This is a genomic window from Arthrobacter sp. BPSS-3 (assembly GCF_044628475.1).
GTDB lineage: Bacteria > Actinomycetota > Actinomycetes > Actinomycetales > Micrococcaceae > Arthrobacter.
On sequence record NZ_JBIMMV010000009.1, the window covers coordinates 167078 to 182829 of the forward strand.

At 69.3% G+C, this 15752-nt stretch carries 16 protein-coding genes and 1 tRNA gene; 8 read left to right on the top strand and 9 right to left on the bottom strand.

Annotation, left to right across the window (positions count from 1 at the left end; all coding sequences use genetic code 11):
• Window positions 1-37 precede the first annotated feature (37 nt).
• Genes mnhG through ACFVY3_RS14760 form a run of 6 tightly spaced genes read right to left on the bottom strand, consistent with a single transcriptional unit; the run spans window position 38 to window position 6373 of the window.
• A complete protein-coding gene (gene mnhG / locus ACFVY3_RS14735; protein ID WP_364134518.1) occupies window positions 38-445 on the bottom strand; it encodes a monovalent cation/H(+) antiporter subunit G in 408 nt (135 codons plus the stop codon).
• Complete coding sequence (locus ACFVY3_RS14740) at window positions 435-713, bottom strand: monovalent cation/H+ antiporter complex subunit F (RefSeq protein WP_290256421.1); 279 nt, start codon at window positions 711-713, stop codon at window positions 435-437. The genes mnhG and ACFVY3_RS14740 overlap by 11 nt, the downstream gene beginning before the upstream one ends.
• On the bottom strand, window positions 710-1255 hold the full coding sequence (locus ACFVY3_RS14745) for a Na+/H+ antiporter subunit E (protein ID WP_290256422.1): 546 nt from the start codon (window positions 1253-1255) through the stop codon (window positions 710-712). Before ACFVY3_RS14745 ends, ACFVY3_RS14740 begins: the two co-directional genes overlap by 4 nt.
• On the bottom strand, window positions 1252-2880 hold the full coding sequence (locus ACFVY3_RS14750) for a Na+/H+ antiporter subunit D (RefSeq protein ID WP_290256423.1): 1629 nt from the start codon (window positions 2878-2880) through the stop codon (window positions 1252-1254). The genes ACFVY3_RS14745 and ACFVY3_RS14750 overlap by 4 nt, the downstream gene beginning before the upstream one ends.
• Complete coding sequence (locus tag ACFVY3_RS14755) at window positions 2877-3422, bottom strand: Na(+)/H(+) antiporter subunit C (RefSeq protein ID WP_364134526.1); 546 nt, start codon at window positions 3420-3422, stop codon at window positions 2877-2879. The genes ACFVY3_RS14750 and ACFVY3_RS14755 overlap by 4 nt, the downstream gene beginning before the upstream one ends.
• Entirely contained in the window at window positions 3419-6373 is a 2955-nt protein-coding gene (locus ACFVY3_RS14760) for a Na+/H+ antiporter subunit A (protein WP_400160284.1), read from the bottom strand. The genes ACFVY3_RS14755 and ACFVY3_RS14760 overlap by 4 nt, the downstream gene beginning before the upstream one ends.
• Window positions 6374-6529: 156 nt before the next feature.
• Here ACFVY3_RS14760 and ACFVY3_RS14765 point away from each other — a divergent pair, with 156 nt between their 5' ends.
• From ACFVY3_RS14765 to ACFVY3_RS14775, 3 genes are all read left to right on the top strand, one after another.
• Window positions 6530-7927, top strand: a complete 1398-nt coding sequence (locus ACFVY3_RS14765; protein WP_400160285.1) for an MFS transporter — start codon at window positions 6530-6532, stop codon at window positions 7925-7927.
• A 65-nt stretch (window positions 7928-7992) separates the two neighbouring features.
• The gene (locus tag ACFVY3_RS14770) at window positions 7993-8475 is read left to right on the top strand and encodes a cation:proton antiporter regulatory subunit (protein ID WP_290256427.1); all 483 of its coding nucleotides are present in this window, start codon (window positions 7993-7995) and stop codon (window positions 8473-8475) included.
• Between the two features lie 3 nt (window positions 8476-8478).
• Window positions 8479-9675, top strand: coding sequence for a cation:proton antiporter (locus ACFVY3_RS14775; RefSeq protein ID WP_400160286.1), 1197 nt, complete (start codon window positions 8479-8481; stop codon window positions 9673-9675).
• Between the two features lie 36 nt (window positions 9676-9711).
• Here ACFVY3_RS14775 and dcd read toward each other — a convergent pair whose 3' ends face one another.
• Window positions 9712-10293 carry a dCTP deaminase gene (gene dcd, locus ACFVY3_RS14780; RefSeq protein ID WP_364134539.1) on the bottom strand — a complete coding sequence of 194 codons (582 nt, stop codon included), beginning with the start codon at window positions 10291-10293 and terminating at the stop codon, window positions 9712-9714.
• Between the two features lie 79 nt (window positions 10294-10372).
• Window positions 10373-10819, bottom strand: coding sequence for an SRPBCC family protein (locus tag ACFVY3_RS14785; protein WP_364134542.1), 447 nt, complete (start codon window positions 10817-10819; stop codon window positions 10373-10375).
• A gap of 234 nt (window positions 10820-11053) precedes the next feature.
• Between ACFVY3_RS14785 and ACFVY3_RS14790 the strand changes: the two genes are divergently transcribed.
• From ACFVY3_RS14790 to ACFVY3_RS14800, 3 genes are all read left to right on the top strand, one after another.
• Window positions 11054-11127: transfer RNA gene (locus tag ACFVY3_RS14790), tRNA-Gly, on the top strand.
• A gap of 108 nt (window positions 11128-11235) precedes the next feature.
• On the top strand, window positions 11236-11385 hold the full coding sequence (locus ACFVY3_RS14795; protein WP_290256431.1) for a hypothetical protein: 150 nt from the start codon (window positions 11236-11238) through the stop codon (window positions 11383-11385).
• The gene (locus tag ACFVY3_RS14800) at window positions 11382-12542 is read left to right on the top strand and encodes a N(5)-(carboxyethyl)ornithine synthase (protein WP_400160287.1); all 1161 of its coding nucleotides are present in this window, start codon (window positions 11382-11384) and stop codon (window positions 12540-12542) included. The genes ACFVY3_RS14795 and ACFVY3_RS14800 overlap by 4 nt, the downstream gene beginning before the upstream one ends.
• 90 nt (window positions 12543-12632) lie before the next feature.
• Here the strand turns inward: ACFVY3_RS14800 and ACFVY3_RS14805 are convergent, their stop codons facing one another.
• Complete coding sequence (locus ACFVY3_RS14805) at window positions 12633-14015, bottom strand: MFS transporter (protein ID WP_400160288.1); 1383 nt, start codon at window positions 14013-14015, stop codon at window positions 12633-12635.
• Window positions 14016-14162: 147 nt separating this feature from the next.
• Here ACFVY3_RS14805 and ACFVY3_RS14810 point away from each other — a divergent pair, with 147 nt between their 5' ends.
• Complete coding sequence (locus tag ACFVY3_RS14810; RefSeq protein ID WP_364134548.1) at window positions 14163-15017, top strand: LysR substrate-binding domain-containing protein; 855 nt, start codon at window positions 14163-14165, stop codon at window positions 15015-15017.
• A 252-nt stretch (window positions 15018-15269) separates the two neighbouring features.
• Entirely contained in the window at window positions 15270-15629 is a 360-nt protein-coding gene (locus ACFVY3_RS14815; protein ID WP_364134551.1) for a hypothetical protein, read from the top strand.
• The last annotated feature ends 123 nt before the right edge of the window (window positions 15630-15752 follow it).

Consider the following 15752-nt stretch of genomic DNA (forward strand, 5'->3'; position numbering starts at 1 on the left):
CCGCACCACCGGACTCCGACGGGGAGTCCCCCGGGCATCAGTCCCGGCGGGGCTCCCCGTCCTCGTTGAAGCCGCGTTCCCCGGCGGCCTGCTGCACCACCGCTTCGAGCTCATCCGCGCTCAGCAACTCCGGGTGGAGGTGCTTGGTGCGGTAGCCGGCGCGGCCCACCATGTGCGCGGAGACCGGGACGGTCAGCAGCTGGAAGATCCACGCGACCACCAGCACCGGCCACACCCACCAGGTGCGCATCTGCAGGCCCACGGCGCACAGCAGCAGGAACAGGCCCAGGACCTGCGGCTTGGTGGCGGCGTGCATCCGGCTCATCAGGTCCGGGAAGCGGAGCAGGCCGATCGCGGCGCCGAGGGACATCAGTGCACCCACCACCATGAACACGGCGGACACGGCGTCGATCACCGTATCCCCGGAGAAGGTCTCAGGATTCATGGGGGTGCCTCCTGCGGTCGGCTACGAAGCGGGCCACGGTCACGGACCCGACGAAGCCGATGATCGAGATCGCCACCAGCAGCATCAGGTTGTTCAGGTGCCGGTTGACGGCCATGTCGATGCACAGCGCGGCGCCCAGGATGGCCAGCAGCACGTCGGTGGCGAGCACGCGGTCCAGCAGCGAAGGCCCTCGGGCGATCCGGATGATGGCGCCGCCCGCCGCGAGGGACAGAATCACGGCGGTCACGGCCAGGACGATCGGCATCATGCGGCTGCCTCCTGTTTGAGGGCGGAAACTTCCTCCGGGGAGCCCATGATCCGGATCAGGCCGGCCTCAGTGTCTCGGACGTCCTTGCGGAGCCTGGCGGCGTCCTCGGCGTCGCGGACGTTGATGCCGTGGATATAGAGCGTGGACGTACCCCTGTCCACCTCCACGACCAGGGAGCCCGGAATCAGCGAGATGACGTGGCCGGTGGCGGTGACCAGGAGATCCGAGTGGCTGCGGAGCGGGACCGCGACGATGGCGCTGACCACCCGGGGCCCGCGCACCACGGCGAGGTAGAGCAGCTGGAAGCTCGCCGCGACCACCTTGCCGAGGAACACCAGGCCAAAGGGGACGGCGCGCAGCACGTTGAACCGTCCGCCCAATTCCACCGGCGGCAGGTAGAACAACCGGGCCACGAACACAGCGATCAGCGCCCCGAAGAGCAGGTTGCCGGCGCTGAAGTCCTGCCAGAGGGCGCCCCAGACAATCACCAGCCAGACCAGCAGCGGCAGTTCCTGGCGCAGCGAGATGCGTTTGCGGGTCATTTGCCGCCTCCCTGGGCCACGGGCTGCGGCGGGGCCGGGACCGTGACCTCGTCGCCGAGGACCGCGTGGATGTAGGAGGACCGGTCCAGCATCTCGGCCGCGGACTGGCCGGAGAGGCGGAACAGCGGCCCGGCGAACACGGTCAGGGCCACGCCGAGGATGACCAGCGCCAGAGTGGAACCGACCATGGTGCGCGGCAGCAGGCTCACCGTGTGGCGTGCGGAGGATGTCCCGGCGCCGCCGGTTCCCTGGGACTCACCGCCCGGGGCGGCGAGCAGCACCGGGTCCGGGTGCTCGGCGTCCTCGGGCTTGCGCCAGAATGCACGGTTCCAGACGCGGGCGATGGCCAGCAGGGTCAGCAGGCTGGTCAGGACGCCGCCGGCCACCAGCGCGTACGCCAGCGGGGTGCCGAGCAGCACGCCGGCCTGCAGCAGGCCGAGTTTGCCCAGGAAGCCGGAGAGCGGCGGGATCCCGGCGAGGTTCATGGCCGGGATGAAGAACAGCACGGCCAGCAGCGGGGAGAGCTTGGCCAGGCCGGCCACCCGGTCCACGGAGGAGCTGCCGGCGCGGCGTTCAATCAGCCCGGTGACCAGGAAGAGGCTGGTCTGGATGGTGATGTGGTGCGCCACGTAGAACACCGCGGCGCCCAGGCCGGCCACCGAGGACATCGCCAGCCCGAACACCATATAGCCGATGTGGCTGACCAGGGTGAAGGAGAGCAAACGTTTGATGTCGCTTTGCGCGAGCGCGCCCAGGATCCCCACCACCATGGTCAGCAGCGCCACCACCATCAGCGGCTGGTTGAAGGTGTCGCCGGGGAAGAGCAGCGTCTCGGTGCGGACGATCGCGTAGACGCCCACCTTGGTGAGCAGGCCGGCGAACACCGCCGTGACCGGGGCGGGGGCGGTCGGGTAGGAGTCCGGCAGCCAGAAGGAGAGCGGGAAGACGGCGGCCTTGATCCCGAACGCCACGAGCAGCAGCACGTGCAGCAGGTTCCGGGTGCCCTGGTCCAGGTCCCCCAGCTTCATGGCCAGGTCCGCCATGTTGATGGTGCCGGTGGCGCCGTAGATCATCGCGATGGCGATCAGGAACAGCACCGAGGAGACCACGGAGACCACCACATAGGTCACGCCGGCGCGGATCCGGGGGCCGGTGCCGCCGAGGGTCATCAGCACGTAGCTGGCCGTCAGCAGGATCTCGAAGCCCACGTAGAGGTTGAACAAGTCTCCGGAGAGGAAGGCGTTGGACACCCCGGCCACCAGGATCAGGTAGGTGGGGTGGAAGATCGAGACCGGGGCATCGCTGTCGCCGTCGGCCATACCCTGCCCGGTCGCATAGACCAGCACGGCCAGGCTCACGGCGGAGGAGACCACCAGCATCAGCGAGGAGAACTGGTCCACCACCAGCACGATCCCCCACGGCGGCAGCCAGCCGCCGATGCTCACCGCCGCCGTGCCGCCCTCCCAGACGGAGGCCAGCAGCCAGCACTCAAGCAGCAGGGTCAAGGAGAGCAGCGCGATGCTGACCGTCCGCTGCGCCCGGGAGTGCCGGATCAGCAGGAAGGTCAGGGCGGCGCCCAGGATGGGGAGGACGACGGCGAGCGGGGCAAAGCTGGCGATGTTCACTCGGACCCTCCTTCCTGGTTCGGGGCGGTGGTGCGGGAGCCGGGCCGTTCCTCGGCCGCGGCTTCGCTGGCCGGCATCTGCCGGGCGCCCGCCAGGATGGTCCCGCCGGCGTCGGGCTCGACGGCGGGCAAGGGGAATTCGGAGGTTTCCTCGGGGATGACGGCGTCGTCCTCGGCGTCGAAGCTGGGCGTCTCGGCGACGCGGAGGTCCTCGGCGTCGTCCTGGATCTCATCCTGCCGGGCCAGCACCCAGGTGCGGTAGATGATGCCGAGCATGAACGCGGTCACGGCGAAGGAAATCACGATCGAGGTGAGGATCAACGCCTGCGGCAGCGGGTCGCTGTAGGCGCCGGGATCGGTGTCCTTGGCGAACAGCGGGGCCAGGCCGGCGTAGCCGCCGGTGGTGAGGATGAGCAGGTTGGTGGCGTTCGCCAGCAGCATCAGGCCCAGCAGCACCCGGGTGAGGCTGCGCTCCAGGAGCAGGTAGATGCCGCAGGCGTACAGCACCCCCATCACGGTCAGCAGGGTCAGGTTGACGCTCATGCATTCCCCCCGGGGGTGGTTCCGGCGGCCGCGTCCGACTGCTCTTCGAAGTGTTCGTCGATTTCGGCGCCGAGGCTGCGGAGCACGTCCAGGGCCAGGCCGACGACGACGATGTAGACGCCGATGTCGAAGATGGTGGAGGTGACGAACTTGATGTCACCGAAGACCGGGAGCCAGAGCTGGACGATGGCGCTTTGGAAGACCTCGCCGCCCAGGAGCAGCGGCGCCACCCCGGACACGGCCGCCGTCGCCAGGCCGATACCCAGCAGCGCGCCGGCGCTCAGCGGCGCGGCCTCGCGCAGCTCGAACCGGCCGCCGGCCAGGTAGCGGATGGTCAGCGCCAGCCCGGCCATCAGGCCGCCGGCGAAGCCGCCGCCGGGCAGGTTGTGCCCGGCCAGCAGCAGGTAGATGGAGAAGACGATCATCGAGTGGAACACCAGGCGTGTCACCACCTCGAAGATGATGGAACGCCGCTCGGGGGCGAGGGTCCGGCCGGCCACCAGCCAGGCGTCCTTGGTGGACGCCGCGAACCGGCGGCTCAGGGCCAGCGCGGCGCCGTCGCGGCTGTGCGCGGGGGCGGCCAGGCGGCCCACCGTGCCCTCGTCGACCGACCCGGAGGACCGGATCCGGTCGCCACGGCCGCGGACGAAGATGAGGCTGGCGACGCCGGTGGCGGCAAGGGCCAGCACGGAGATCTCGCCGAAGGTGTCCCAGGCCCGGATGTCCACCAGGGTGACGTTGACGACGTTGAGCCCGCCGCCGCCGTCGTAGGCCAGCCGCGGGAAGTCGAGCGAGACCGGCGTCGCGACCCGGGCGCCGAGGGCGTAGATCGCCACGAAGATCATGGTCAGGCCGAAGCCGGCGCCGATGATGATCCTGACCACGCGGTACCGGCCGCCGGTGCGGTCCCGGAGTTCGGCCGGGAGGCTGCGCATGGCCAGCACGAACGCCACCAGGATGATGGTTTCCACCAGCATCTGGGTCAGTGCGAGGTCCGGGGCGCCCTGCAGCGCGAACATCAGGGCGATGCCGTAGCCGGTGACGGAGACCATCAGGACGGCCAGGAACCGCTTGTTGGCGCGGACCGCGGCGAGGGCGCCGACCACGATGCCGGCTCCGGCCACCAGTTGCAGCGGGGACCCCGGGTCGATGACGTAGAGGTCCGCCGGGAGCGGCTTGCCCGCGAGCAGGATGGCGGTCAGCGGGAGCAGGAAGGCGACGCTGAGGATGACGGCCAGGTAGAAGTAGAGCGAACCGCGCTGGGTGCGGCCGGTGACCCACACGGCGGCGTCGTCGAGCGCGCCGATGGTCTGCTGGTAGGCGCGGTCGCCGTTGATCCAGCCGGGGACCAGCTCCTGGGCCCGGGCGACGGCGCCGCGGCCGTAGTACATCGCCAGTCCGAGGGCGAAGGTCACGGCGGTCAGGCCCAGCGCCGGGGTGATGCCGTGCCAGAGGGCGAGGTGCCCGGCGTCGGGGGCGTCCTCGCCGGCGAACAGTGCGGCGTACGGCTGGATCCAGCCGTCCACCGGCGCGGGCCACAGCCCGTAGGCGACGGTGAGGACGGCCAGCACTGCGGGCGCGGCCAGGAAGGCGGGCTTGATGGCCTTGAACCGGGTCGCCGGGACGCCGTCCTTGACCGCGAACGCGCCCCAGAGGAAGCGCGCGCTGTAGGCGAAGGTCAGGATCGACCCGACCACGACGCCGGCCAGGACCACCACGCCCCAGGGGCCGGTCCCGGCGTGGCGCACGAAGGCCTCGAAGACGGATTCCTTGGCCACGAACCCGGCCAGCGGGGGCACCCCGGCCATCGAGGCGGCGCCGATCACGGCCACGACGCCGAGCGCCCGGGAGGACTGGAACACGCCGGAAAGCTTGCGGATGTCGCGGGTGCCGGCCTGGTGGTCGATGATGCCGACCACCAGGAACAGGGTGGCCTTGAAGAGCCCGTGGGCCAGCAGCAGGGCGATCCCGGCCAGGGCGGCGTCCGGCTGGCCGAGGCCCACCACCATGCTCAGGAAGCCGAGCTGGCTGACGGTGCCGTAGGCGAGGATGAGTTTGATGTCCGTCTGGCGCAGCGCCCGGTAGCCGCCCACCAGCATGGTGGCCAGGCCCAGGCCCAGCACCACCGGCAGCCAGGTGTCCGTCCCGGCGAACCCGGGCGCCAGCCGCGCCACGAGGTAGATGCCGGCCTTCACCATCGCCGCGGCGTGCAGGTACGCGCTGACCGGGGTGGGGGCCGCCATGGCGCCCGGCAGCCAGAAGTGGAAGGGCACCAGCGCCGACTTGGTGATGGCCCCCACCAGCACCAGCACGACGGCGGTGGCCACCGCCGGCGCGGCCGGGCCGGCCACCAGCTCCGGCGCCTGCTGCAGCAGGGCCGAGATCCGGTACGTGCCGGCGAAGGATCCGAGCATGATCAGGCCCACCAGCATGGCCAGGCCGCCGGCGGTGGTGACGATCAGGGCCTGCAGCGCGGAGCGGCGGGCGGCCAGACGGGTCCGGGCGTAGCCGATCAGCAGGTAGGACAGGACGGTGGTGAGCTCCCAGAAGATGAACATGAGGAGCAGGTCGTCCGCGGTGACCAGCCCGAACATCGCCCCGGCGAAGGCCAGCAGCTGCGCCCCGAAGCCGCCCAGGTTGCTGTCCTTGTTCTTGAAGTACCGGGCGCAGTAGACCAGGACCAGCGCGCCGACGCCCAGGATCAAGAGGGACATCACCCAGGCCAGGGCATCCATCCGGAAGGCCAGCTCCAGGCCGAGGTCGGGAATCCAGGGGACCAGCACGGCGGGGGCGTCCGGGCCCGCGTACACGGCGTCGTGCTGCAGGATCAGCCAGAGGAACGAGCCCGCGGGGACCGCCGCCAGCGCGTAGAACGCATTCCTACCCGCCCGCCGGAAGAGAAACGGCGCCACAAGAGCCACAGCGAAGTGCACGGCTAGGACTGTGATCACTGGTATCTCCGCAACGTCAGGAATTCGGTTATCAAAAAGTTGGAGCAGGCGGCGCATGTGGTTAGGTTCAGTCCGAACAGTTTACCAAGCGTGTACAAATTCTTTTCTGCCCGTTTCATCCCGGGCGGGGCCGCGGGGACGACTAACATCAGGGCTATGAATTCCGCCACCGCTCCCGAGGCCGCACCGGCGTCCGAACTTGGTTCCGGACGCCAGCCCGCCGGGAGGGGACGCATCCTGGCCTGGGCCGCGTGGGACTGGGGCTCTGCCGCGTTCAACGCCGTGATGACGACCTTCGTCTTCACCGTGTACCTGACGTCCAAGGCCTTCGGCGGCGAGGACGAGGCCTCCGCGGTCCTCGGCACCGCCCTGGCCATCGCCGGCGCCGCCATCGCGGTGCTCGCCCCGGTCACCGGACAGCGGTCCGACGCCGGCGGCCGCCGCAAGCTCTGGCTGGGCGTGAACACCGCCGCCGTCGCGCTGCTTACGGGGCTGTGCTTCTTTGTCTTCCCGCGGCCGGAATTCCTGCTGCTGGGGGTCACCCTGATCGCCCTCGGCAATATCTTCTTCGAGTTCGCCGGCGTCAATTACAACGCCATGCTGGCCCAGATTTCGACGACGGCGAACATCGGCAAGATTAGCGGCTTCGGCTGGGCCTCCGGCTACCTCGGCGGCATCGTGGCGCTGCTGATCGTCCTGCAGCTGTTCGTCCAGCCGAGCATCGAGTGGTTCGGCGCCTCCACCGAGGACAGCCTGAACATCCGGCTGGTTGCCGTCTTCTCGGCGCTTTGGCTGCTGGTCTTCGCCGTCCCGGTCATGGTCGCCGTGCCCGAGGTGCCCATCGCCCGGCAGGACAGACTGGGCTTCTTCGCCTCCTATGGACTGCTGGCACGCCGGATCAAGGCCATTTACCGGACCAGCCCGCACACCATCTACTTCCTGCTGGCCAGCGCCATCTTCCGCGACGGCCTCGCCGCCGTGTTCACTTTCGGCGGGGTGATCGCCGCCGGCACCTTCGGCTTCGACCTCAAGCAGGTCATCTTTTTCGCCATCTTCGGCAACGTCGTCGCCGCTGTTGGCGCACTCGTGGGCGGACTACTCGACGACCGGGCCGGCCCCAAAGCGGTGATCATCGGCTCCCTGGCGGGCCTGCTGGTGGCTGGCACCGCGCTGCTGATCCTGGGCAACGGGACATATTCCTTCTTCGGCATATCCTGGTCCGGCAGCATGACCTTCTGGGTCTTCGGCCTGTTCCTCTGCCTCTTCGTAGGGCCCGCCCAGTCTTCCTCCCGCGCCTACCTGGCCCGGCTGGCCCCCACCGGGGAGACCGGTGAGCTGTTCGGGCTCTATGCCACCACCGGCAGAGCCGTGAGCTTCCTTGCCCCGGCCCTGTTCACCCTCTGCATCACCATCGCCACGCCCCTGGTGGCCCCGGGCCAGGCGCAGCGCTGGGGCATCGTCGGGATCATGGTTGTGCTGCTCGCCGGTCTGCTGGTGCTGCTGCCGGTCAAGGCCCCGGGCAAGACGGGCATCGCCGTCGTTCCTTCCCGCTAGGCGGTCCCGCCGGCCGACGCGTTGAACCCGGCCCCAAAACCGGGTGCGGCCACTAGGCTGGTGGCATGAACGTGGATGAGACCGAACTTCCCGGACTGGGCCGGCGCAAGGATTTCATGACCGCCTCGGGGCGCCGGATCGGCGTCGTCGAATACCGCGAGGGGCAGACCGAGCTGATCGTCTCCACCTGGGACGACCCGGACACCTGCCAGGCCTCGATTCCCCTCACCGCGGACGAGGCAGCCGCCCTGGGCAACCTGCTCGGCGGGCAGCGGCTGGCCATGCAGCTCTCAGAAGCCCACCGCGAGGTTCCCGGCATTGTCACCCGGCAGTTCTCCATCGCGGCCGATTCGCCGTTCCAGAACCAGCCCATGGGCAAGGCCTGCATCCGGACCCGCAGCGGCGCCTCGATCGTGGCGATCATGCGCGAGGGCGAGGTGCTCCCCTCCCCCGGCCCCGACGTCGTGCTCCACCCCGGCGACCTGCTGGTGGCCGTCGGCACCCAGGAGGGCCTGGACACCGCGGCCTCCATCCTGCGCAACGGATAAGCCGTGGATGCCCTCGCTGTGACCCTGATCGAGCTGGGGGCCGTCGTGTTCTGTCTCGGCCTGCTGGCGAGGCTGGCCGGGCGGATCGGCATGTCCCCCATCCCGCTGTACCTGGTCGGCGGGCTGTTCTTCGGCGCGGGCGGGCTGGTCAAGCTCGAGGGCATGCACGAGTTCGCGCACCTTTCCAGCGAGATCGGCGTCATCCTCCTCCTGCTTATGCTCGGCCTGGAATATACGGCTGCCGAGCTGGTCACCGGGCTGCGCCGCTCCTGGCAGGCCGGCGTGCTGGACCTGGTCCTGAACTTCGTCCCCGGGGCGGGTCTGGCGCTGCTGCTGGGCTGGGGCGTTGTCGGGGCCATGGTGATGGGCGGCGTGACCTACATTTCCTCCTCCGGGATCGCCGCGAAGGTGATCACGGACCTGGGCCGGATTGGCAACCGCGAGACGCCGGTGATCCTGTCCATTCTGGTCTTCGAGGACCTGGCCATGGCCGTGTACCTCCCCGTCCTGACGGCCACCCTGGCCGGGGTGAGCCTCCTGGTGGGCCTGCAGACCGTGGGGATCTCGCTCGCCGTCGTCACCCTGGTCCTGGTGGTGGCGCTGCGGCACGGGCACCACGTCTCCCGGGCCGTGCACAGCGAAAACTCCGAGGTTTTCCTGCTCAACCTCCTTGGCGCGGCGCTGTTGGTGGCCGGCCTGGCCGCGGCCATGCAGGTCTCCGCGGCGGTGGGCGCGTTCATGCTCGGCATCGCGATTTCCGGCGCGACGGCCCACAGCGCCACTCGGATCCTGGAGCCGCTGAGGGACCTGTTCGCCGCGATTTTCTTCGTGGTCTTTGGCTTGAACACGGACCCCCGGTCCATCCCGCCGGTGCTGGGCTGGGCGCTGGTCCTGGCGGTCCTCACCGCGGCCACCAAGATGCTGACGGGCATTTGGGCGGCCAAGCGGGCCGGCATCGCGATCCCCGGCCGGTTCCGTGCCGGGGCGGCCCTGATTGCCCGCGGCGAATTCTCCATCGTGATCGCGGGCCTGGCGGTGGCATCCGGCGCGGTGCCCCGGGAGCTCGCGGCGCTGGCCACCGCCTATGTCTTGATCATGGCAGTGATGGGTCCGCTCGCGGCCAAGTTCATCGAGCCCGTGGTCCGGGCGGTCCGGCGGCCGGCCCGGCGCGCGGTGCAGCGGGCGCGGCCGGTCAACTGACAGCCCGTGCAAGCGCCCCAGCGCTCTGTCGGCCGGCTAGGACGTGATCTCGGTGCGGTGGAAGTTCAGGTGGCTGCGGCTGGCGGTGGGGCCGCGCTGGCCCTGGTACCGGTTGCCGTACTCGCCGGAGCCGTAGGGGTGCTCGGCGGCGGAGCTGAGCCGGAAGAAGCACAGCTGGCCGATCTTCATGCCGGGCCAGAGCTTGATCGGCAGGGTCGCCATGTTGGACAGTTCCAGCGTGACGTGGCCGGAGAAGCCCGGATCGATGAAGCCCGCCGTCGAGTGCGTCAGCAGCCCCAGCCGGCCGAGGGAGGACTTGCCCTCCAGCCGGGCCGCGATGTCGTCCGGCAGGGTGACCGTCTCATAGGTGGAGCCCAGGACGAACTCGCCGGGGTGCAGGATGAACGGCTCGTCGGCGTCGACCTCCACCAGACGGGTCAGCTCCGGCTGATCCACGGCGGGGTCGATGTGCGCGTACTTGTGGTTGTCGAAGAGGCGGAAGAAGCGGTCGATCCGCACGTCCACCGATGAGGGCTGGACCATGGCGGGGTCGAACGGTTCCAGCACAATCCGCTGGGAGTCGATTTCGGTACGAATGTCGCGGTCAGAGATCAGCACAGGATCAAAAGTACCGCAGGTTCCCGGCTCCCCCGCGTCCGTGCCGGCGGCTCCGTCACAGAGCATCCGACGGCGGTACTCAGGCCGCGGCCTGCTCCGCTTCCAGCAGCATCTTCAGCTGCTCAAGCTGCACCACCTGGGCCTGCATGGCGCGGCGCATCTTGGCCGAGAGCAGGAACGAGGCCACGCCGGGCCGGTAGCGCAGGGCAAAGCGGACGTGGGTGCTGCCGCCGTGGGTGCTCAGGTAGTACCCGCAGTGGACCCGGGCCCGCCCGGAAATGACCTGGAACTGGATCTCCGCGCCGGGGCGGGCGGCCGTCAGCTCGAAGTCCCCGGCCGCCGGGGGAAAACTGCCGGCGGTAAGCGCCGGCCGGTACACCGAGCCGGGGGCACCCACCGCGCCGGAGACCAGCGCGACGCTCTCGATCCCCTCGCGCCAGTAGGGCAGATTCCGGGGGTCCAGAAGGAAGGCGTAGATGCCCATGGCGTCGTACTGGATGACGACGTCGTGCTCTGCATACGCCACGGAAGTTCCCTTAAGGTCGGACTAATGGTGCTCGTAGCCCGCTTCCCCCTCAGACCGCAGCTAACCCCACCACGGTATCCAGCGGCCGGGGCTGCCGCACCGTCACCGGCCCGTCTTTACCGAAGAGTTATGCAGCCGGTACCGGGCGTTGATGTTCGGGGAACTCCCGTGCCTGGGGTAAGGTGAATCTCGTTGTTCCGCAGGACCCGGCCGAGGCTTTGGCCATGTCCCTGCGCGGCTGTAGCTCAATGGTAGAGCGCTAGCTTCCCAAGCTTGATACGCGGGTTCGATTCCCGTCAGCCGCTCCATATCCCCCTCCTCCGCCCTCCCGCCGTCACGAAGCGACGCGGCCCATTAGGCGGCTACCTGTATCGTTCGAAGTCTGGAACCTATTCGGTTCCGCTACAGGAGCGAACATGGCTGACAAATCCCCCCGTCAAGCAGCATCCAAGAAATCCACCAAGTCCATCAAGGAAAAGCGCGCCGATAAGAGGGCCGCCGCCGCGCCGCCCAGCTCCCTGGACAAAGGCACCCCCGTCAAGGCCGCGGGCGCCAAGAAAAAGTGATTGAGTCATCGAAACGACTCACCCTCGGTGTCCTTGCCAGTACGCGCAAGCAGGACGAACGCCGACTCCCCGTCCACCCCGGCCATTTTGAGCGCATCGCTCCGGAACTCCGCGAGCACATGATCATAGAGGCCGGATACGGCAGCCGGTTCGGCATGACGGATGACAGGCTGGCGGAGCTGGTGGGCCGGGTCGCCCCGCGCCCCGAGGTACTGGACGCGGCCGACGTCGTCCTGCTGCCCAAGCCCCAGCCCGAGGATCTGGCCGAGCTCCGGGATGGACAGGTCCTCTGGGGCTGGCCGCACTGCGTCCAGGACCCGGCGATCACCCAGCTGGCAATCGACAAGAAGCTCACGCTGATCGCCTTCGAGGCCATGAACCATTGGGCCAGCGACGGCGGTTTCGGCCTCCACGTCTTCCACAAGAACAACGAGCTGGCAGGCTACTGCTCGGTGCTGCACGCACTGTCCCTGACCGGATCCACCGGGGACTACGGCCGGCGGCTGAGCGCCGTCGTCATCGGTTTCGGGGCCACCGCGCGCGGCGCCGTGACGGCCCTCAACGCCCATGGCATCCATGACGTGCAGGTGCTGACCAACCGCGGAGTCGCCGCGGTGGGTTCCCCCATCCACTCCGTGCGGATCGCCCAGTTCGACCACGACACGGAGGCGCCCTTCCTCAGTGAGGTCATCACCGAACGGGGCCGGGTGCCGCTGGCCCCGTTCCTGGCGGAAAGCGACATTGTGGTCAACTGCACCCTGCAGGATCCGACAGCACCGCTGACGTACCTGCGCACCGGGGACCTGGCCGCGTTCCGGCCCGGCAGCCTGATCATCGACGTTTCCTGCGACGAGGGCATGGGCTTCAGCTGGGCGAGGACCACCACGTTTGCCGAGCCGATGTTCACGGTCGGCACCAGCATCGACTACTACGCCGTGGACCACAGCCCGTCGTACCTCTGGAACTCCGCCAGCTGGGAAATCAGCGAGGCTTTGCTTCCGTTCCTGGCCACGGTGCTGTCCGGTCCGGAGGCGTGGGACGGTGATGAGACCATCCGCCGCGCCATCGAAATCCGCGACGGCGTGGTGTTGAATCCGGATGTCCTGGTGTTCCAGCACCGGCAGCCGGACTATCCCCACCTGGCCACGGCCGGCTAGCTGTCGCGCGCCGGTTCCCGATCACCGCGCACTTTTCGGACAGCCGCTACGCCGATCCGCGGAGCGGCTGTCCTTTTCCGGCGCGGAAACCTACGCCCGGACAATCCGCAGCAGCCGCCGCCGGTGCCGGAGGTCCACCCGGAGCATCAGCTGCCCCCGCCGTGCCAGCAGCACGGCCACCGTTGCCGCCGCCAGGGCCGGGACCCCGCCGGAGATGAGGATCGCGGTGTGCGGGTCCACGTGCTCGGCCAGCCACCCCATCAGCGGCCCGCCGATCGCCTGCCCGCCGATCAGCACCATGATGTACAGGCTCATCACGCGTCCGCGGATCCCCATGTTGGCGCTGACCTGCACCAGCTGGTTGGCGGCGGTGAGGAACATCAGGCACCAGAACCCGGCCAGCACCATCGCCGCGCCGAACCAGACCATCGAGGGTGCGGCCGCACCGAGGCAGAGCATCAGCCCGTACATGCCGGCCCCGAGCATGACCGAGCGCAGCCGCAACTCGCGCCGCCGGGCCGAGGTGATGGCCCCGGCCAGTGCACCGAGCGCCACCAGGGCGTTGAGCAGACCGTACCCGCCGGCGCCGACGTCGTATACGTGGTCCGCGAAGGCGGCCAGCAGCACGGGCAGGCTCATGGCGAAGACGGACACGAACCCGGCCATCAGCCAGGGCCAGTAGATCGTGGGCTTGGCAAGGGCGTAGCGGAGACCCTCTCTGAGCATGCCCTTGCGCTTGGCGGCGGGCGGCGTGGTGTGCAGTTCGTCCTTGCGCAGCACCAGCAGCATGGTCACGGTGGAGCAGCATGCGACGGCGTTGCCCGCGAAGGCCCATCCCGCCCCCACCGCGCCGAGCAGGATCCCGGCGACGGCCGGCCCGATCAGGCCGCCCAGCTGGAAGATCGTGGAGTTCAGGCTGATGGCGTTCCGGAGGTACACCGGGCCCACCAGTTCGTTGACGAACACCTGGCGCGCGGGCTGGTCCAGCACGGTGACCAGGCCCAGCGCCAGGGCAATCGCGTAAACATGCCAGACCTCAATCCGGCCCGTCAGCGCCAGGACCGCGAGCGCCGCGGCGAGGACGGCAGCCACCGACTGGCACAGCATCAGGATCCGGCGTTTGGCGAAGCGGTCAGCCATCATGCCGGCCCACGGCCCGAGGAAGAGCGAGGGCAGGAACTGCAGGGCCACGGTCACCCCGACGGCCGTGACCGAACCCGAAAGCTGCAGCACCAGCCAGTCCTGGGCGATCCGCTGCATCCACAGGGCGATCACCGCGATGAAATGCCCGGCCGCGAAAATGCGGTAGTTCCGGACCGTGAGCGAGACGAAGGTGTGCCGCCAGGGCAGCCGTTCGCTGACGACGGCGAGCGGCTCGGTCACGGGCGACGACGGCGGCAGCGGGTCCGGCGCGGGCCGGCGGGTAGGGGTCTGGTCTGGGTCGGCGGCCTGGAACGGCGGTGGGGGTGCCACGGAAAAGTCCTCGTGAGAGTGGGCCTGCGGGAGTCGGTTTAACGCTAGGCTGACCGCAATCGATTATGGAAGGTTATTGGATGCATAACTCCCATCACGAAATGCAATGCACCCCCTTGGCTGCCGGCGGGTCCGGGACACACGCCCGTGTTTGAGCCCGCCCAGCTCCGGTCCTTCCTGGCCGTCGCCGAGACGCTGAGCTTCACCCGTGCGGCGGAACGGCTGGGGCTTGCCCAGCCCACCATCAGTCAGCACGTTCGGAAGCTGGAGGCCGCCGCCGGCCGGACCTTGATCGCCCGGGACACCCGGGACGTGCGCCTGACGGACAACGGCGACGCCATGGCCGGGTTTGCCCGCAGCATCCTCTCCGCCCACGACTCGGCGGCCCGATACTTTTCCGGCTCGGCGATGCGCGGCCGCCTGCGGTTCGGTACCGCCGACGACTTGGCCATTACGGGACTGCCCCGGATCCTGCGGGAGTTCCGGCAGGTCTACCCGCAGATCAACCTGGAACTGACGGTCGGCCAAAGCGACCAGCTGTACAAACGGCTCAACGCCGGGCAGCTGGACCTGGTGTTCGTGAAGTGGGTGGCAGGGGCCAAGGACGGCACGGTGGTGCAGCAGGACTCCTTCGCCTGGGTGGGCCTGGAGCAGACCGCCCTGGCGCCCGGACACCCGGTGCCGCTGATCGCCTACCCCGCCCCCAGCCTCAGCAGGAAGCTGGCGATCGACGCCCTGGAGGCCTCCGGCCGCACCTGGCGGATCACCTGCACCACGCGGCAGATCAGCGGGGTGCTGGCGGCGGTGCGGGCGGGTATCGGCGTCGCCGTGATGCCGTCGTCGCTGGTTCCGGACGATCTGAAGATCATCACCCGGCGCTTCGACCTGCCGCCGGTGGGCGACGTCGACTTCACGTTGATCCGGAATCCGCTGGCAAACACGGAAGTCATCGAGGCGTTGACCCAGACCATCACGGGCCGCGCGCTGCACCGTCCGGCGTAGGGAATACCCGGCCTTACCTGCCCTTTCGGGGCGCACTACCTGCCGGCGGCCGGGACGCCCGGGCGGGGATACGCAACCATTGAACCCGCCGGATACTTGCCCTATCCTGACACTACTTGCAGGTCAAGCAGAGGCCAGCCACCCCGCTCAGTCAAGAGAGCACAGACTACGGACGCTTCCTGCCGTCGCTGCCGGTATTCCCGGCCCTCCGTGGCACCCAGCGTTCGGGATAGGCCAGCAATGACGCCAGCCATGAATACTCCCCACGCCTCGATGCGGCCGGCCCCGCGCCGGCTCGGCCCCCGCACCCCGGCACGCCCGCCGGCTGCGGCCGCGGCACGGCTGGAGGGACTCACCCACCCGGCCCTCGGGCGACTCGATCCGCACCCCGCACCGGCACGCGCAGACGGCGACTATGTGGGCATTCCGTTCTGCGAACGCTGCGGCACCGACGAGTTCGTCTACCTGGAGTCGTTCGTTCCGCCCCGGCACCACCGCGACGGCTCCGTCAGCCAGCTCGGCGAGGTGACCTACTTCTGCTCCGGCTGCGAGGACTTCTCCGCCCATGCCGTTCCCGCGTCCTGGGCACCGCCCGGCTGGTACCTCGGCTAAGCCCGGGCTAAACCACACAGGGGCGGCGCGGGACCCGAAAGGTCCGAACCAGCCCCGGGAGGCGGGACCGCAGCGCGTGGATGGTTGCCGGCAGGAGGCAGGCGGCCACGTAGGCGGGGTAGA